The organism is Bacteroides acidifaciens (assembly GCF_903181435.1).
In the GTDB taxonomy this organism is placed as follows: domain Bacteria; phylum Bacteroidota; class Bacteroidia; order Bacteroidales; family Bacteroidaceae; genus Bacteroides.
This window is the reverse complement of sequence record NZ_CAEUHO010000001.1, coordinates 1,056,365-1,075,096: the sequence shown is the minus strand read 5'-3', so window position 1 is coordinate 1,075,096 and position 18,732 is coordinate 1,056,365. Positions and strand designations below refer to the sequence as shown.

10 protein-coding genes, 2 tRNA genes, 3 rRNA genes and 1 other RNA gene are annotated in these 18,732 nt (G+C 42.9%); 1 reads left to right on the top strand and 15 read right to left on the bottom strand.

Annotated elements, in window-relative coordinates:
* Window positions 1-25: 25 nt before the first annotated feature.
* The 15 genes from CLIN57ABFB40_RS04340 to CLIN57ABFB40_RS04270 form a co-directional block, all read right to left on the bottom strand.
* Entirely contained in the window at window positions 26-1,354 is a 1,329-nt protein-coding gene (locus tag CLIN57ABFB40_RS04340; protein ID WP_024986614.1) for a V-type ATP synthase subunit B, read from the bottom strand.
* Window positions 1,355-1,385: 31 nt separating this feature from the next.
* Window positions 1,386-3,146 (bottom strand): V-type ATP synthase subunit A, encoded by a 1,761-nt coding sequence (locus tag CLIN57ABFB40_RS04335; RefSeq protein ID WP_120469453.1) that lies wholly within the window; start codon window positions 3,144-3,146, stop codon window positions 1,386-1,388.
* A 17-nt stretch (window positions 3,147-3,163) separates the two neighbouring features.
* The gene (locus CLIN57ABFB40_RS04330) at window positions 3,164-4,006 is read right to left on the bottom strand and encodes a DUF2764 family protein (protein WP_175629037.1); all 843 of its coding nucleotides are present in this window, start codon (window positions 4,004-4,006) and stop codon (window positions 3,164-3,166) included.
* An 11-nt stretch (window positions 4,007-4,017) separates the two neighbouring features.
* The gene (locus CLIN57ABFB40_RS04325) at window positions 4,018-4,608 is read right to left on the bottom strand and encodes a V-type ATP synthase subunit E family protein (RefSeq protein WP_175629036.1); all 591 of its coding nucleotides are present in this window, start codon (window positions 4,606-4,608) and stop codon (window positions 4,018-4,020) included.
* A 332-nt stretch (window positions 4,609-4,940) separates the two neighbouring features.
* Window positions 4,941-5,051: ribosomal RNA gene (rrf, locus tag CLIN57ABFB40_RS04320) — 5S ribosomal RNA — on the bottom strand.
* A 73-nt stretch (window positions 5,052-5,124) separates the two neighbouring features.
* A 23S ribosomal RNA gene (locus CLIN57ABFB40_RS04315) occupies window positions 5,125-8,006 on the bottom strand.
* Window positions 8,007-8,154: 148 nt separating this feature from the next.
* Window positions 8,155-8,228 (bottom strand) — tRNA-Ala (locus CLIN57ABFB40_RS04310).
* A 16-nt stretch (window positions 8,229-8,244) separates the two neighbouring features.
* Window positions 8,245-8,318: transfer RNA gene (locus tag CLIN57ABFB40_RS04305), tRNA-Ile, on the bottom strand.
* Window positions 8,319-8,482: 164 nt separating this feature from the next.
* A 16S ribosomal RNA gene (locus tag CLIN57ABFB40_RS04300) occupies window positions 8,483-10,011 on the bottom strand.
* Together the 16S, 23S and 5S rRNA genes with 2 tRNA genes alongside form the textbook arrangement of a ribosomal RNA operon.
* Window positions 10,012-11,873: 1,862 nt before the next feature.
* On the bottom strand, window positions 11,874-13,055 hold the full coding sequence (locus CLIN57ABFB40_RS04295) for a clostripain-related cysteine peptidase (protein WP_175629035.1): 1,182 nt from the start codon (window positions 13,053-13,055) through the stop codon (window positions 11,874-11,876).
* A gap of 82 nt (window positions 13,056-13,137) precedes the next feature.
* A complete protein-coding gene (locus tag CLIN57ABFB40_RS04290; RefSeq protein WP_175629034.1) occupies window positions 13,138-13,539 on the bottom strand; it encodes a hypothetical protein in 402 nt (133 codons plus the stop codon).
* A 77-nt stretch (window positions 13,540-13,616) separates the two neighbouring features.
* Window positions 13,617-14,237, bottom strand: coding sequence for a murein L,D-transpeptidase catalytic domain-containing protein (locus tag CLIN57ABFB40_RS04285; RefSeq protein WP_175629033.1), 621 nt, complete (start codon window positions 14,235-14,237; stop codon window positions 13,617-13,619).
* 143 nt (window positions 14,238-14,380) lie between these two features.
* Window positions 14,381-15,241 carry an RNA polymerase sigma factor RpoD/SigA gene (locus CLIN57ABFB40_RS04280; protein WP_002561589.1) on the bottom strand — a complete coding sequence of 287 codons (861 nt, stop codon included), beginning with the start codon at window positions 15,239-15,241 and terminating at the stop codon, window positions 14,381-14,383.
* Between the two features lie 182 nt (window positions 15,242-15,423).
* Entirely contained in the window at window positions 15,424-16,959 is a 1,536-nt protein-coding gene (locus CLIN57ABFB40_RS04275; protein ID WP_175629032.1) for a trypsin-like peptidase domain-containing protein, read from the bottom strand.
* Between the two features lie 317 nt (window positions 16,960-17,276).
* Window positions 17,277-18,257: a C40 family peptidase gene (locus CLIN57ABFB40_RS04270; protein WP_175629031.1), complete on the bottom strand. Its 981-nt coding sequence runs from the start codon at window positions 18,255-18,257 to the stop codon at window positions 17,277-17,279.
* Between the two features lie 98 nt (window positions 18,258-18,355).
* Here CLIN57ABFB40_RS04270 and rnpB point away from each other — a divergent pair.
* Window positions 18,356-18,718, top strand: an RNA gene (gene rnpB, locus CLIN57ABFB40_RS04265) — RNase P RNA component class A.
* Window positions 18,719-18,732 lie beyond the last annotated feature (14 nt).

The following is an 18,732-nucleotide window of genomic DNA, read 5'->3' as shown; positions in this document are numbered from 1 at the left end:
CATAAATGGTAAATCGTCTAATCGTCTAATTATTTTGTTTTGGCCAGTATTGATCCACCAATTCTTTCTTGATATTCACTTCTTCCGGACGGAAGTATTTACCGAACAAGCCCCAAGCAACATCCAGCATTTCAGTTGTATCAAGGTTAACATCAATAGCCAATAACTGATTGGAATAGTCCTTCGCAAAAGCCAACGTACGTTCGTCGTAGTTTGTCAGGTCGAAACCATTTTCCATCTTCGTCTTAGCGTTAGCGGCATCTGCATAGAGACGTACAGCGGCATTCATCACCTGCGGATGGTCTTTACGCGTCTTCTTACCAGTAACCAGCTGTTTCAAACGAGACAATGAACGGAACGGGTCAACAATAACCTTACCGATATCACTATCACGACGCAGGAATAACTGGCCCTCAGTGATATAACCCGTATTATCAGGCACAGCGTGCGTAATATCTCCACCGGACAAAGTAGTCACCGCAATAATGGTGATTGAACCGCCGGAAGGGAACTGCACCGCCTTTTCGTAAATCTTCGCCAAGTCCGAGTAAAGTGATCCCGGCATAGAGTCTTTAGACGGAATCTGGTCCATACGGTTGGATACGATTGCCAACGCATCAGCATAGCTCGTCATATCGGTCAACAGTACCAGCACTTTCTCATTATTATTTACTGCAAAATATTCAGCAGCAGTCAATGCCATATCCGGAATCAGCAAACGTTCTACCGGTGGGTTTTCGGTCGTATTCATGAAACTCACGATACGGTCGAGCGCACCGGCATTAGAGAACACATTCTTAAAGTACAGGTAGTCGTCATTCGTCATACCCATACCACCGAGGATAATCTTATCCGTTTCAGCACGTAAGGCCACGTTTGCCATTACCTGGTTGAACGGTTGGTCCGGATCGGCAAAAAATGGTATCTTCTGACCGGATACCAGCGTATTGTTCAAGTCGATACCGGCAATACCCGTTGCAATCAGTTCCGACGGTTGTTTACGCCGAACCGGATTCACAGACGGACCACCAATTTCCACTTCCTGTCCTTCAATATCCGGACCTCCATCAATCGGGTCACCGAAAGCATTGAAGAAACGTCCGGCCAGCTGCTCACTCACTTTCAATGTAGGCGATTTGCCGAGAAATACTACTTCGGCATTGGTCGGAATACCTTCCGTACCTTCAAATACCTGCAAAGTGACATCGTCACCGGCAATCTTAACCACCTGTGCCAGTTTACCGTCCACGGTGGCAAGCTCGTCATACCCTACCCCTGTCGCTTTCAACGAACAAGTAGCCTTGGTAATCTGAGTAATCTTGGTATATATCTTTTGAAAAGCTTTTGTTGCCATCTTACTTATTTACGATTTAACAATTTACGATTTACGATTGAAGTTTCCTCTCTTCAATCAATTCCTTCAGTTGTTTCTGGAATCCTTCATACTGTTCTGACTTGAACTTCGAATAGTTCATCTGCTTACAGATATTAATTATCTTCTTGAAGTAGTCCATTACTTCATTGAAGTTATCAAATTCAAATTCCGTATGACAGATGTCGATTACCATGTTCAGAATGTCTTCCTGACGTTCCATCGGAGTTACCGCATCAATTTCGTCGAATGCATCCTGTTGCAGGATTACAAAGTCAATCAATTCAGATTTCCAGAAGATCACGTGATATTCTACTGGTACACCGTCGTCACCGAGGATATTGATCTGTTCGGCAATTTCCTTACCACGTTGTAAACGGGTCTTAAGCTCATTGACTTTTCCAATCCATTCACCGTTGATATGACCTTTGATATACTCTTCAAATTCCGGATATTCGATATATTTTGAATAAGAATCAATCGGATTCACTGCCGGATAACGTTTCTTATCGGCACGGTCCTGTTCCAAAGCATAGAAACAGCGGGCTACCTTCTTCGTATTTTCAGTTACCGGCTCCTTCAAGTTACCACCGGCAGGAGATACTGTACCGATAAATGTAATAGAGCCCGTTTCGTCATTGTTAAGTTTTACATATCCCGCACGACCGTAGAAGTTGGAGATAATAGCCGAAATATCCATCGGGAAAGCATCTGGACCAGGCAACTCTTCCATACGGTTGGACATCTCACGCAGAGCCTGCGCCCAACGGGAAGTAGAGTCAGCCATCAACAAGACTTTCAATCCCATTGAACGGTAATATTCCGCCAGTGTCATCGCTGTATATACAGATGCTTCACGGGCAGCAACCGGCATGTTAGAAGTATTGGCGATAATAATAGTACGCTCCATCAATTTACGTCCTGTGTGCGGGTCTACCAGTTCGGGGAACTCGGTAAAGATTTCCACCACCTCATTCGCACGTTCACCGCAAGCTGCAATGATAACGATATCCGCTTCCGCCTGCTTAGAGATAGCATGCTGAAGCACCGTTTTACCTGTACCGAACGGACCGGGGATAAATCCCGTACCACCTTCCACAATCGGATTCAGCGTATCAATCACACGTACACCAGTCTCCAACAATTTGAAAGGACGCGGTTTTTCCTTATAATTCGTCATCGCACGTTTTACGGGCCATCTCTGAATCATAGTTACAGAAATATCATTACCTTCTTCGTCTGTCAGGATTGCGATAGTATCTTCTATCTTATAATCACCTTCCGGCATGATTGTTTTTACGGTAGCCGTTCCCTTCATAGTGAACGGGGCCATTATTTTCAACGGCTGAAAGTTTTCATCCACCTGTCCCAACCATGCAGAAGCCTGCACTTTGTCACCTACATTCACCAATGGTACGAAATGCCATATACGCTCTTTATCCAACGGATACGTATATTGTCCTCTCTTCAGGAAAACTCCATCCATCTTATCGAGGTCATTTTGCAGACCATCATAGTTTTTCGATAACATACCCGGGCCTAATGTAACCTCAAGCATGTGTCCTGTAAATTCGGCTTCGGCGCCCACTTTCAGTCCACGGGTACTTTCGAACACCTGGACATATACATGTGAACCTACGACCTTAATCACCTCCGCCATCAACTTATCGCCACCGGTCGAGATATAACAAATCTCATTCTGAGCTACCGGTCCGTCAACGACGAGGGTCACCATGTTGGCAATAACGCCACTAACAGTTCCTTTTGTTGCCATATATTTTTAATAATTTATTATCTGAATTCTGCAGGGATCTGCACTTCGTTCTTCAGCGATTCGATGATATTTCTGAACAACTGATTTCCTCTCTCCTTATCCAATGAAATCCACCGTTCAATCATTTCCAGCTTCAACAAGAAAGCGAAAATACGTTCGATGGTAAAATAATCAAAGAAGATAGCATCATCTATCCAGTTCCATCGCAAAGCATCGAGTTTCTTCTCACGTTCCACCAATTCCGAAATCTCACTGATTTTCACCAACGATTCAAAAACATCCACCTCACCGGACAATCCGAAGTCGCGGGCACTCGATGTACGTAAAGCTTCGCATACCTCCGTGTTTCCTACGACATTGGAAGCAATATCCCATTTGAATTTACGGCTCGTAAATGCGACAAGGATATTATTGATATTGAGGTTAAATTCAAACCAGGCAGAAATAAACTTATTTCCACATTTCATAGCATATTCATAATACAATGCAGCCAGATGGTCTTCGTGCAATATCGTGCTTTCGGCAGGTGTATTCAAATAATCAATGATAAATGTAGAAAGATAAGCCGGAAATTCTTTTGGACTGATTTCTCCGCCTTCTCTTAGAATAGAAATGTATTCGGTGAGTTCCGCAGCAGAGTAGTTTCCCCGTTTGTCGATTTCCGCTTCCTTATCTTTGAGAAGTTTCAGCACATTTGTGTTGTCAAACTTCAGATAAAACAAGTCAATCAACTTCTGGTCCGAAGCAGACAATCCGTTGTAAATTTCAGTTTTAAAATCGGCTACTGTATAGCTCAATTTGCTGTCTTCCAGCGAAAGTTCCGGCAAACCTGCTACCAAGTAATAGTACTTACTACTCATAGTCGCTTCTTTTAAAATAGCATTTCTACTAATTGAGGACGCAAGAACGCTTTGAAGTAATTCATGAATTCTTCTTCTCCGAAGTTCACCTTATAGGAACCGTCCGCAGGAGAAACAGTGAATAAAGTCTTGATACCGTTTACTTGCTGTATAGTCACTCCTTTATCCAATAAAGCTTTCGCATGAGCTGCAAAATACTTTTTCAGTGATTCTGCATCAGCAGTCGAGATAACGATAGGTTCGTCAACACTCCATTTAGAAGCTAGTGCAACGATAAACGCATTCAGATAATCTTTATCCTGTGCAAAATCTTTCACAGAAGTAGTTACTAACTTGTCAGTTACCATAGTAGCTACCTCAGATTTGAGTGCATTTACAGCCTGACCTGCAAACAGTTTTAACTCTGATTTTGTATTTTCCACCAATTCGTCGGCAGATTTACGAGAGGAATTTACAATTGATTCCGCTTCTTTGCGAGCATCCTCAATGATTCTTTTTGCTTCTTCCTGAGCATTCGCGATAAGTCTCTGCGCTTCTTCGTTTCCTTTTTCCACGCCTTCACGATAAATCTTATCGGTCAACTCTTGAATTTTGTTTTCCATATTAACAGGAGTATTTAGTATTATTACTGTATTAATTGTGTACCTTTCTTAGATTCTCGCCAAATTTACAAAAATCAATTTGATAAAAAAGAGAAAGATGAAAAGAAAAAATAACTAAATGATACTTTTTCTGATTTTATCAGGCGAGAAAGCAAATATAGAGAATCTAAAAGACATCTGAAAACAAGAAAATACCGAAAACGGCAAATGGAATACTAAAACGGATATATTACAGATTATATAACAAAAACAAAGTATTATTTCTCAATGTGAAGGTATATAAACACAGAAATCCCCTTGACTCATTACTGAATCAAGGAGACTCTTCTTTAAAACGGCGGCTACCTACTCTCCCACTGTTACGCAGTACCATCGGCGTGACGAGGCTTAACTTCTCTGTTCGGAATGGGAAGAGGTGGAACCCTCGTGCTATAACCACCTGAATAAGGTTATGACATGATGAAAAAGTAAAATCAGCAACAGCTAAACGTATATATCGCGACACGTACAAGCTTGATAAGAAAGTGAACGGGCAATTAGTAATGCTCGGCTATGATGTTACCACCTTTACACCTGCATCCTATCAACGTCATCGTCTTTGACGACCCTAAGAAATCTAATCTTGTGGCTGGCTTCGTACTTAGATGCTTTCAGCACTTATCCAATCCCGACTTAGATACCCAGCGATGCACCTGGCGGCACAACTGGTAAACCAGCGGTCAGTCCAACACGGTCCTCTCGTACTAGTGTCAGAGCCACGCAAATTTCATACGCCCACGATAGATAGAGACCGAACTGTCTCACGACGTTCTGAACCCAGCTCGCGTGCCACTTTAATGGGCGAACAGCCCAACCCTTGGGACCTTCTCCAGCCCCAGGATGTGACGAGCCGACATCGAGGTGCCAAACCCCTCCGTCGATATGAGCTCTTGGGAGGGATCAGCCTGTTATCCCCGGAGTACCTTTTATCCTTTGAGCGATGTCCCTTCCATGCGGAAACACCGGATCACTATGCTCTAGTTTCCTACCTGATCGACGTGTCTGTCTCCCAGTCAAGCGCCCTTATGCCATTACACTCTACTGACGGTTACCAATCGTCATGAGGGCACCTTTAGAAGCCTCCGTTACACTTTTGGAGGCGACCACCCCAGTCAAACTACCCACCAAACAGTGTCCCCGCATCCACGGGTTAGAACTCAAATAATCAAAGGGCCGTATTTCAACAGCGACTCCACACAAACTGGCGTCTGCGCTTCAAAGTCTCCGGCCTATCCTACACATCAATTACCCAAATTCAATGTTAAGCTATAGTAAAGGTTCACGGGGTCTTTTCGTCCCATCGCGGGTAATCGGCATCTTCACCGATACTACAATTTCACTGAGCTCACGGTTGAGACAGTGTCCAGATCATTACACCATTCGTGCAGGTCGGAACTTACCCGACAAGGAATTTCGCTACCTTAGGACCGTTATAGTTACGGCCGCCGTTTACTGGGGCTTCAATTCAATGCTTCTCTTGCGATGACATCTCCTCTTAACCTTCCAGCACCGGGCAGGTGTCAGGCTGTATACGTGATCTTTCAATTTGGCACAGCCCTGTGTTTTTGTTAAACAGTTGCCTGGACCTATTCTCTGCGCCCTACGTCGCCGTAGGGACCCTTTATCCCGAAGTTACAGGGTCAATTTGCCTAGTTCCTTAACCGTGAATCACTCAAGCGCCTTAGTATATTCAACCCGACTACGTGTGTCCGTTTGCGGTACGGGTACCTCAAAGATTAAGTTTAGCGGATTTTCTTGGGAGTATGTTTACACGCACTATTACCGCATTCCGAAGAATTTAGTATACTATCAGGTTCGACTCTTATCCTGGATTTGCCTGGGATAATCAACGTCTACACCCTTCAACGGACTATTCCGTCAGTCCGCGACGCTGTCACTGCTCCGTCTCCACGTCACTCCTTGAGGTAGTACAGGAATATTAACCTGTTCTGCCATCGGCCTCACCGTTCGGCTGAGCCTTAGGACCCGACTAACCCTGATCCGATTAGCGTTGATCAGGAAACCTTAGTCTTTCGGCGAGGGGGTTTCTCACCCCCTTTATCGTTACTTATACCTACATTTGCTTTTCCACACGCTCCAGCAAAGCTCACGCTTCACCTTCAACGCAGAGTGGAATGCTCCCCTACCGATGTTTGCACATCCCATAGCTTCGGTAAATTGCTTGATGCCCGATTATTATCCACGCCAAACTCCTCGACTAGTGAGCTGTTACGCACTCTTTAAATGAATGGCTGCTTCCAAGCCAACATCCTAGCTGTCTTAGCAATCTGACTTCGTTAGTTCAACTTAGCAATTATTTGGGGACCTTAGCTGATGGTCCGGATTCTTCTCCTTTAGGACATGGACCTTAGCACCCATGCCCTCACTCCTGTGATAGGACTAATGCGCATTCGGAGTTTATCAAGACTTGATAGGCGGTGAAGCCCTCGCATCTTATCAGTCGCTCTACCTCACATTAGTAACTCACAAGGCTGCACCTAAATGCATTTCGGGGAGTACGAGCTATCTCCAAGTTTGATTAGCCTTTCACCCCCACCCTCAGGTCATCCGGAAGCTTTTCAACGCTTATCGGTTCGGTCCTCCAGTTAGTGTTACCTAACCTTCAACCTGCCCAAGGGTAGATCACTTGGTTTCGCGTCTACTCCTTCCGACTTATCGCCCTGTTCAGACTCGCTTTCGCTTCGGCTACAAATCTCTAGATTCTTAACCTTGCCGGAAAAAGTAACTCGTAGGTTCATTATGCAAAAGGCACGCCGTCACTGCTTAAGCAGCTCCGACCGCTTGTAGGCGCATGGTTTCAGGGACTATTTCACTCTTCTGTTCGAAGTGCTTTTCACCTTTCCTTCACAGTACTGGTTCGCTATCGGTCTCTCGGGAGTATTTAGCCTTACCGGATGGTCCCGGCAGATTCACGCAAGATTTCTCGTGTCCCGCGCTACTCAGGATACCACTACGCTTCGTTTGGCTTCGAATACCGGACTATCACCGTCTATGGTTTCATTTTCCAAAGAATTCTTCTCACCAAATTTCGTGCGACATCGTGGTCCTACAACCCCAATGTTGCCGTAACAACATTGGTTTGGGCTAATCCCCGTTCGCTCGCCACTACTTGGGGAATCATTATTATTTTCTTTTCCTACAGGTACTAAGATGTTTCAGTTCCCTGCGTTAGCCTCCATCTAGGATGGATGACATTCCTTCAGAATGTCGGGTTGTCCCATTCGGAAATCTTCGGATCAAAGGTTATTTGCACCTGCCCGAAGCTTATCGCAGCTTATCACGTCCTTCATCGCCTCCGAGAGCCAAGGCATCCGCCATGCGCCCTTGCTTACTTTCTTTCAAACTGACTTCTTAGCGTATGGAGGAATGCTTGCGCAATCTTGATACGTTAAGAACGTACGGTTCGATATATACTTTTAGCTCTTTACTAAAATTTTACTTTTTTGTTATCATCATGTCAAAGATCGTTTCTCTTTTCAGAGACTGTGGAGAATAACGGATTCGAACCGTTGACCCTCTGCGTGCAAGGCAGATGCTCTAGCCAGCTGAGCTAATCCCCCGTAAGAGTTTTCGGAGTAGTCCCAGGCAGAGTTGAACTGCCGACCTCTACATTATCAGTGTAGCGCTCTAACCAACTGAGCTATAGGACTAGTTCAACCTTGTCTACCTGTTGCGTTAGACTCGGCTTCTTTTTTCTCTTGTTTATCTCTATCTATAATTGCTATAGACGCTCGATCTATATATTATAAATAAACAAGTACCAGTAGTACAAAAACAGAACCTTGAAAAGTCATTTCGAACGACATCGCTCCAGAAAGGAGGTGTTCCAGCCGCACCTTCCGGTACGGCTACCTTGTTACGACTTAGCCCCAATTACCAGTTTTACCCTAGGACGCTCCTCGCGGTTACGTACTTCAGGTACCCCCGGCTTTCATGGCTTGACGGGCGGTGTGTACAAGGCCCGGGAACGTATTCACCGCGCCATGGCTGATGCGCGATTACTAGCGAATCCAGCTTCACGAAGTCGGGTTGCAGACTTCGATCCGAACTGAGAGAGGTTTTTGGGATTAGCATCCTGTCACCAGGTAGCTGCCTTCTGTACCCCCCATTGTAACACGTGTGTAGCCCCGGACGTAAGGGCCGTGCTGATTTGACGTCATCCCCACCTTCCTCACATCTTACGACGGCAGTCTCTCCAGAGTCCTCAGCATGACCTGTTAGTAACTAAAGATAAGGGTTGCGCTCGTTATGGCACTTAAGCCGACACCTCACGGCACGAGCTGACGACAACCATGCAGCACCTTCACACCTGCCTTGCGGCTAACATGTTTCCACGTTATTCAGGTGCAATTTAAGCCCGGGTAAGGTTCCTCGCGTATCATCGAATTAAACCACATGTTCCTCCGCTTGTGCGGGCCCCCGTCAATTCCTTTGAGTTTCACCGTTGCCGGCGTACTCCCCAGGTGGAATACTTAATGCTTTCGCTTGGCCGCTTGCTGTATATCGCAAACAGCGAGTATTCATCGTTTACTGTGTGGACTACCAGGGTATCTAATCCTGTTTGATACCCACACTTTCGAGCCTCAGTGTCAGTTGCAGTCCAGTGAGCTGCCTTCGCAATCGGAGTTCTTCGTGATATCTAAGCATTTCACCGCTACACCACGAATTCCGCCCACCTCTACTGTACTCAAGACTGCCAGTTTCAACTGCAATTTTACGGTTGAGCCGCAAACTTTCACAACTGACTTAACAATCCACCTACGCTCCCTTTAAACCCAATAAATCCGGATAACGCTCGGATCCTCCGTATTACCGCGGCTGCTGGCACGGAGTTAGCCGATCCTTATTCATATGGTACATACAAAATTCCACACGTGGAAAACTTTATTCCCATATAAAAGAAGTTTACAACCCATAGGGCAGTCATCCTTCACGCTACTTGGCTGGTTCAGACTCTCGTCCATTGACCAATATTCCTCACTGCTGCCTCCCGTAGGAGTTTGGACCGTGTCTCAGTTCCAATGTGGGGGACCTTCCTCTCAGAACCCCTATCCATCGTTGTCTTGGTGGGCCGTTACCCCGCCAACTAACTAATGGAACGCATCCCCATCTCATACCGAAATTCTTTAATAATCCGATCATGCGAAAGGACTATGCCATCGGGTATTAATCTTTCTTTCGAAAGGCTATCCCCGAGTATGAGGCAGGTTGGATACGTGTTACTCACCCGTGCGCCGGTCGCCATCTTTAGTTTGCAAGCAAACTAAAATGCTGCCCCTCGACTTGCATGTGTTAAGCCTGTAGCTAGCGTTCATCCTGAGCCAGGATCAAACTCTTCATTGTAAAAGTATTGTTAATCTGCCGTTAGGCAGGTTTTTGCTCTGTTCAGGATGCCGTACAATTTATTGACTCTTTTCAATTACCTGTGTTTCACTTGTATTGCTACATGGGAAACAAGTATTGACGGTTCTATTTTTTAACTTGTACTACTTGTATTGTTTATCAATATTTCAAAGAACTTGTCGCTTTCGTTTCAAAAGCGGGTGCAAAGGTAAGAGGTTTTATTTTAACTGCCAAACTTTTTTGGAAGTTTTTTTTGTTTTTTCTTTTCAACTCGTTTCTCAGGCTCTCTTGCGAAAGGGAAAGAATAATCATAAAAGAAAAAAAGCAAAACCGCTTTCTTTGCGAATCGGACTGCAAAGATAAGAACTTTTATTTATTTATTCCAAACTTTTTCGGAACTTTTTTTGTTTTTATCGTTAAGCGGTCCTGCGCTTTGTACACTAAGTCATTTTATCAAGGCTTTCTTCTCTTGGAAAGCGGGTGCAAAAGTACACCCTTTTCATATATGCTCCAAATATATTCTGCTCTTTTTTCTAATTATTTTTCAATGTTTATGCTAACTCGTTGATTGATAATGATGTTGTAGAACATGTTTTTTAATAAAGAAACAAGCGTGTGAAGGAGAGGGAGAGGAAGGACACATTATTATATTCACACGTGCGCGTTGCGCGCACGAAGAGAGAAAGAAAAAGGATAGGAGAAGAAGACAAAGAACGACTTTCACAAGCAGGCAGAAGATTCTGGAACCCCATACTGAAAAAACGGATAGGGTTACGAAAACTTATTCAGGGGCATAACATGGAATGAAATATGGAGGAATAGAAGATTTATTATTCCATAAGCAAACTGACTAGTTCTCCTAGTGATACATAGGCACACATGAAAAGATTCCGTTCCTACTAGAAACTATTTCGAAAAATCATTTCTCATATTCTCATAGGGAATAGTATTCGACTGATAATTAGAAGTATAAAGTATGAGAATTAAAATGTTTACATGTATTTCTCATACTTTATGGCTCTAAAATGCCTTCAAAAAAGGTATTTCTCATACTTTGTTTCGCATTTCTCATACTGTATATTATGCTTGTCCTTGTTTCAGCATACTAATATGTATAGGCCAATATAACCGTAGTTTGTACGTTGAATCGGTAGATTACATATCTTTTACAATAGACATTATTGTGTTTTCCTGCCTTCATACGTATCATTCCACTCCAGTGGACAGACCGTTGCACTAGAGTGGATAGATTTGTGCACTCTAGTGAACGAATCTGTTCACTGGAGTGAAACGATAGAGATGTCTTATTGAAAATCTATTGATTAAAGTAGTATAATCTTTGGTTGTCAGTTAGTTATAATAAAAATGAACGGTTGTTTGGCTACAGTTTATTAAGTGTTAATGAGCAGATTATAGGAATACTGTTTGTGATATATGAGAAATGCCAGTAATGACATGATGCATTGTTTTAAGCGCGTTTTCTTGATAAAACCATGAGAAATGCATGTAAATAATTTTATTCTCATTCTTTATATATTTAGTAATCAAGCAAATACGCGTTACTATGAGAATATGAGAAATGTTTTTGCTTTTTTTATTCTAGTATGAGCCTTCCCAAACATACACCTTCTGGTAGTTTACTTTCTCTTTTACCATAATCATTCTCATTAAAAGTTACGGCACAAAGGTATGTCATGTAATCATCTGTGTCAAGGCGGAAAATAGAATGCTTACAAACGCACGAAAGACATAAGAACATTCATTATATTTTCAATCTCCTCTGCTGTGGAATACAAAGAAGCGATGCATGCCTTGCCCGTTTCAGAGTTGAACAATAAATTGTAATATAGTCTTCAATTCAGTTACCAACCTGTTTCATTCCATCCGGCAGCGGAGTACCATTGCAAATTCTTAAAATAAGCATTCCATCTTGAATATCTAGTATCCGGTATATAACATCCAATACCTGAATATATTTCAGGGTCTATATTAACTAATTTATAATCATCAACATAATCCTTATATATAACTACCCTTTCCAATTGCTCTTCAAAATCAGAAGGAATATTATCATCGGTCAATTCACGTATAAAAGCTCGAAAATCATAAGTTGAATGATCCAAATCCAAGGAAAATCTCCCATAGCCATAATTGGTTTGCAAATCATCTATTTTACTATTATTAAACTTAACCAGATTATCCTGATACTGTCCCATAATCGAATGAGTTATACTTGCCAATGCCGGCATTTCATCTGTTTTTATCACTGCAATAGTGGCCCACGGATAACTATATTCATTTTTATAATAATCAATATAGTCCTTTGCGACATTTATAACAGTCTGTTCTGTGTTATCCACAGACAATAAATATTTCGTTATTTTAAAATAAGGAAATCCTGCACTCATTACTTCCGCAGGAGAAAGAATTAAATAATCAGCAACATCTCTCAATTCATAAGCAACCTCAACTTGCGACATCAAACAAGCATCAAACAGTATATAATCGAAATGAATACCTGATCGCTTCAAAGCTTCCGATAAATCAGGAATATTAATTTTAGCTCCGCCGTCGTCTCCAAAAGAACGACTTTCATGACCTACAGGCAACCACCCTGTAGCATGAGAGCCAAAAATCAGACTATACTTTTCAGCCGGACAATAAGCTTCCACATCCATCAGAACCTTATTTAGAACTTCATTCGATACAGAGTTCTGGCTACTATAGGTTTTTATTATCTCTCTTTTACCTACTTTCCCCTTACCATCTACTTCATATTTAAATAAAGTCGGATCAGGGAATTCACTTTTCCGGCTCCCACTGTCCCAATAGATTACAAATGTACCAGGAGATGCAGCCTTGGCCAACCCCTCCTCTACCGACGCTATATTACTGTATATATCACCGCTTATACTATTATCTGCAACAAGATACATCAAAACTGTTTTCACTGTTACTGGAACAGGAGCATCTTCATCATTATTACAAGCAGATAAAAAAGCTACCAAGCATACAAACAATGATAATATTTTAACCTTTTTCATAACACTTTTATTTCTAACGCAACAAAGATAAAAAAATAAGAGATGCAGAACTACATCTCTTACCATATTAACAATTCGATTATTACTCTTCCGGTTTTATAAAGTGGAATTTTTCAGAATCAATCCGCGACACTGTTATTCTATTATTCCTTTTATACTTATTCAAAATCTTAGTTGCTTCCTTCTCCAGCTTCTTCCTGTTTTCCGAGAAGTAAATCATACAAGTACTATTCTGCTGCAATTGATTATCTTCCAAGAAATTCTTCAACTGATAACTATACAATTCACGGTGAGCCAAAAATCCCTCCTTGCTAACTTTTGCACTGTCCAACACCTGAATATCCGTGAAGTAAACTACCGAATCGGTAAATGAGGCGGAGATTCCAAAAGCATAAACGGGTTTAGAATGGTCTTTTTTCAAGGAAAAAGCGGAGCACATGGTAAACACAAGTGCGATGGCAAATAGTATTTTTACGTATTTCATATCATATAATTTTAATTGTGGCAAAGGTAACAAAAAAGAGGAAACAACCTCTATTTATCTTGAAGAAATAGCATTTCTTAGTCATAGACCCATAATAGCACAGGTTTCTTTTCAGTCTTGAGCAATACATTGACTTTCCTCATTATATTATCGGAGATTACAGGACATCCCTGGCTGATACCTAACGGAAGATGCATCGGATAAACTTCCGCCTCAGGCATAGGGGAATAAGAATGAAGAACAATGATGCGCTTGAAAGCATTGTCATTCGTCGCTTCCAATCCGTGCAATTTGTAATGTACATTGATTCCCCATTTACTGTACGAACATATCCCTACCTTATACTTCCCCAAAGAAGAACAATAACTCCCTTCCACATTACTGAAAACCGGTTTGGAAACCGTACTGTTTTTACCGTATCCATGCGCACACAAGCTGGCATATTTGATAGAATCCCCCTTCATATCCCAGACAAAGAACCGCCTTCTGCCCGAATGAATACTGAAATCCACCAGAAAACAATAATTCATATTATATCCGTTTTTCGAGCAGTAAGCCTTTGCCGCCTGTGCTTTTTCCCGCAAACGTTGTTCGGTTTTGGCAGGCACAGCCGTTTTCGAGGCAGTACATCTCCCGTACGCCATCCATCCCACGCCCATGACGATAAGAATAGAAAGGATTAAAACAAACTTCTTCATAGGGGCAACATTAACATAGCATTAAGACAAAAACAACGAAACGGTTATCAAATAAAAAGCCGCATAAGTACATTCTTCGATATGAAAAGTGCGACTTATGCGGCTCAAATTCTTTTTTTCTTTCAGAAACTGATATTTCTTACTTATCCCAAGTAAGATTTGAGCAATTTACTACGATTACTTTGTCTTAGTCTTCTAATTGCTTTTTCTTTAATCTGGCGAACGCGCTCACGTGTGAGACCAAACTTATCGCCGATTTCCTCTAACGTCATTTCCTGTTGTCCGATACCGAAAAACATCTGAATGATTTCTTTTTCCCTATCGGTTAACGTAGAAAGAGCTCTATCAATTTCCCTCGCAAGAGACTCATTAACCAGAGAACGGTCCGCCATAGGCGAATCATCGTTCACCAACACATCCAGCAGGCTGTTATCTTCTCCTTCCACAAAAGGCGCATCCACCGAAATATGACGGCCGGACACCTTCAGTGTATCAGAGATTTTATCAACCGGGATTTCCAGCTCGTCTGCCAACTCCTCAGGAGACGGACGCCGCTCGTTTTCCTGTTCAAACTTCGAGAAGGCTTTGCTGATTTTATTCAGCGAACCTACCTGGTTCAACGGGAGACGGACAATACGTGACTGCTCCGCCAATGCTTGCAGAATAGACTGACGAATCCACCATACAGCGTAGCTGATAAACTTGAATCCACGTGTTTCATCAAACTTTTCGGCAGCCTTTATCAGTCCTAAATTGCCTTCATTAATCAAGTCAGGCAAACTCAAACCCTGGTTCTGGTACTGTTTGGCCACAGATACGACGAAACGAAGATTGGCACGTGTCAGTTTCTCTAATGCCACACGGTCACCCTTACGAATGCGTTGAGCGAGTTCTACTTCTTCCTCGACAGTAATCAGGTCTTCACGGCCGATTTCCTGCAAATACTTGTCAAGAGAAGCGCTCTCTCTGTTAGTGATACTTTTGGTAATCTTTAGTTGTCTCATTCTTTAAAAACAGATTTGGAGTGCAAAGTTACGACAAATAATTTGTTAACATACAAAATTAAGTAACTTTTACACTAAATTTTTCTACTAATAAAACAAAAAGAGATGCCGACAAGTTGTCCGTCGGCATCCTTTTTCTATTTCATTAGCTTATCCTGAATCTTATTACCTTATTTTATACCTTATTCCTGAGTCAAGTCAACTGCGAAGTATCCGCGTTTACCAGACGGGAACACACCAGTCAGGAACAACACCTGATTCGGTGATTTAACGGCAGCTTTCATTACTTCTTCGAGGTCGCTGACTTTGCGCATCGGCTGGTCGTTTGCTTTCAGGATAATGAAACCTTTACGAACTCCCGCATCTGACATCTTGCCGGAAGAAACTCCTGTCACTTGCAGACCGTACCCCAGATTCAATTGCTTCTTCAAGTCATCCGGCAACTCTTTGAAAGCAGCTCCCAGGATTTCCATACCTGCGTCCTTCACAATCTTGGTAGTGCCCTGTTCGTTCTTCAACGTCACTTCAACGGTCTTTTCCTTCTTGTCACGTACCAGTTTCACTTTCACCTTATCACCCGGACGATGTTTAGCGATAGCTTCCTGCAAGTCCGCCATATTAGATACCTTTTTATTATCCAAGCCGATAATTACGTCATCCACTTTGATGTCAGCACCGGATGCAGAACCGTTTTCAACGATTTCAGAAACCCATACACCATCTACCACACCCAGTTCCTTAGCTTTGTCAGCCAATGTCTTACCGGATTTGTCAATCGGCTGGCGGTCGTCCATCAAACTGCTGCCGATAGAGCCACCACGGATACCGAGCAATGCACGCTGTACAGTTCCATACTGTTTGAGGTCGGCAATAACTTTCGTCATAATACTGGTCGGGATTGCGAAACCATATCCTGCATATGCTCCTGTCGGAGAAGAAAGCACGGAGTTGATTCCTACCAGTTCCCCTTTCGCATTCACCAGTGCACCACCACTGTTACCTTGGTTGATAGCGGCATCTGTCTGGATGAATGATTCTATACCACCACTATATACTCCCAGTGAACGGGCTTTGGCACTTACGATACCAGCGGTTACAGTAGAGTTCAGGTTGAACGGGTTACCTACTGCCAATACCCACTCTCCTACTTTCAATGCTTCGGAGTCTCCAACCGGAATAGTCGGGAACTCATCCCCTTCAATTTTCACCAATGCAAGGTCGGTACTGGGGTCAGTACCAATCACACGGCCTTTGAACTCACGGTTGTCATTCAGTTTCACACTGATTTCATCCGCGCCTTCAATTACGTGGTTATTCGTCACGATATAGCCGTCTTTTGAGATGATAACTCCCGAACCGAAACCTACCCGAGGCTGAGATTGTATCTGACGTTGCTGTCCGCGTCCGTCACCGAAGAAGAAATCGAAGATGTCTGGCGCCTGCTGAACGGTTCTTGTTTTAGCTTCTTGGGTAGACCTTATATGTACAACAGCATGGAGAGAGTTTTCCGCAGCCTGAGTCAAATCAATAGGTTGAGCGTTCACAGCATCAAAAGCAGCCAATTTCACATTGGGATTCTGCTTGAACATCTCATTAAAAGATGTCTCTGTGGCAGTCTGGTTGAATTGCAACAATTTGTAGGTTGTCAATCCTGCAACTCCTGAGCTAAGAAGAACGATTGCTCCTACTCCCAGAATGTTCTTTGTTGTCTGTTTCATGATTTATAATTCTTTAAAATGTTAATATTCGACATTGTTTTAACTTTTACGACGTTAAAATAATAACAAATATCGTTCACTTATTCTACTTGTCACGCTTTTTTGTCCTCTTTTAACAGAGAATATTTAGGGCTTAACAGCGGTTAACGACAGCACCTGACAAATTTACATTCGTTGTATGTCAGATGGCATTAACACTCTGACATTCATTCAGTAAAGTCAGAAAAAGCCCACTAACCCTGCCCCCCAAGCTGCCAAAGTCTCTGTTTTCAAAAAATCTCTTCTATTCTGCATGCTTTAATAGATGATAGATGAAATCATTTATAATAAGGATTATTATCCGTAGTATTCATCCCCTTCTCCTTATTAATATAAGATAGGAAGCGAACAGCAAAAAGCAGACGTTTCGTGTTGAACTCGTCATAGTTCTTATCCGCAGGCTCAAAACTGTTGATATGAACGTCTCCCAAAGCATGGATAAACTGCTTATCTCCGAGATAGATGCCGACATGAGAGATTCCTTCCTTTCGTCCGGCAGTGGCTTTCCTACCAAAGAACACCAAATCTCCGCGCTGCACATTGGAGAAGTCAGACGCAATCTCGATACGTTCCCCCACATATGCCTGTTGGGACGCATCTCTCGGAATGATGATATCGTGCATAAAAAGCACCGTCCGAACCAAACCGCTACAATCCACCCCTTTCGAAGAAGTTCCCGCCCAAAGATAAGGAACTCCCATCAGGGTATAAGCCGTTTCAATAATACTTTCAACGTCCTGTTTCAGTGACGCTCTCCATTTGCTTTCAGGTTGCGAGATAGATTTGGGGATATAGGCTTGACGACCGTCCGGGTAAGATACTTTATAAAAATGCCCTTTATTTCCTTCCCACTTCAGACGATTGCCTGCTACCACATCAGAAACGGTCTGCGATTTCTCGTCCGGTCTCTCGTAGGTGAATCCGTAATGAGAAGTGACTACTATCTTTTCCGCATGATTCCATTCATTATATTGTTCTTTTGACATGGGTGTGATTACCATGCGGTGCACCCATCCGGTGTAATCGTCCGGCGTCTGAATCTCGTACCATCCCGTATATTGAAGCACCTTGACGGGCATTCCTAATAATGCCTGCGTACTCATGCCGGAAGTAAACTTGCCTTCTTCGCGCATATTGCAGACAGAAACATGCACTACGCCATAAGCGGAGTCGGCAGGCATGGGACGTATCTCCTGAGCTTTCAGGCTTATTGCGCCAATCACTAGAAAATAGCAGAAAAAGAGGATATTTTTCTTCATCGAATCACATTTTATGGATAGCAAAGGTAGAAATTATTTCTATTTATGACACATTCTTTCGCTAAAACAAAATAAATGACGTACTTTTGCAGTCTAAAGCAGTTGGCCGGTCTGTCGCGTGCATGTTTCGTGCAGGAGGAAAGTCCGGGCAACATAGAGCATCCTACTTCCTAACAGAAAGCTGTCCGCGAGGGTAGAGTAACGTAGAAGAAAATAACCGCCGCTCCTTTCGGGGAGAGGTAAGGGTGAGAAGGTGGGGTAAAAGCCCACCAGCCGCATGGTGACATGTCGGGCTGTACGTCTTAGGAGTTGTAAGGTCATGTAAACCGGCGTTATGAGAGTTGCTCGCTCCATGTCGGAGGGTAGACCGCTAAAGTGTCGTGGTGACACGCCACTCAGATAAATGACAGACACCTTATTTATATAAGGTACAGAACTCGGCTTACAGGCTGACTGCTTTTTCTTTTTAAAAATC

Excerpts from the sequence above, each read along its gene's own strand:
- CLIN57ABFB40_RS04330 (WP_175629037.1), bottom strand. The coding sequence starts at position 4,006 with ATGAGTAGTAAGTACTATTACTTGGTAGCAGGTTTGCCGGAACTTTCG.
- CLIN57ABFB40_RS04295 (WP_175629035.1), bottom strand. The coding sequence starts at position 13,055 with ATGAAAAAGGTTAAAATATTATCATTGTTTGTATGCTTGGTAGCTTTT.
- CLIN57ABFB40_RS04285 (WP_175629033.1), bottom strand. The coding sequence starts at position 14,237 with ATGAAGAAGTTTGTTTTAATCCTTTCTATTCTTATCGTCATGGGCGTG.
- CLIN57ABFB40_RS04270 (WP_175629031.1), bottom strand. The coding sequence starts at position 18,257 with ATGAAGAAAAATATCCTCTTTTTCTGCTATTTTCTAGTGATTGGCGCA.
- CLIN57ABFB40_RS04290 (WP_175629034.1), bottom strand. The coding sequence starts at position 13,539 with ATGAAATACGTAAAAATACTATTTGCCATCGCACTTGTGTTTACCATG.
- CLIN57ABFB40_RS04280 (WP_002561589.1), bottom strand. The coding sequence starts at position 15,241 with ATGAGACAACTAAAGATTACCAAAAGTATCACTAACAGAGAGAGCGCT.
- CLIN57ABFB40_RS04340 (WP_024986614.1), bottom strand. The coding sequence starts at position 1,354 with ATGGCAACAAAAGCTTTTCAAAAGATATATACCAAGATTACTCAGATT.
- CLIN57ABFB40_RS04335 (WP_120469453.1), bottom strand. The coding sequence starts at position 3,146 with ATGGCAACAAAAGGAACTGTTAGTGGCGTTATTGCCAACATGGTGACC.
- CLIN57ABFB40_RS04275 (WP_175629032.1), bottom strand. The coding sequence starts at position 16,959 with ATGAAACAGACAACAAAGAACATTCTGGGAGTAGGAGCAATCGTTCTT.
- CLIN57ABFB40_RS04325 (WP_175629036.1), bottom strand. The coding sequence starts at position 4,608 with ATGGAAAACAAAATTCAAGAGTTGACCGATAAGATTTATCGTGAAGGC.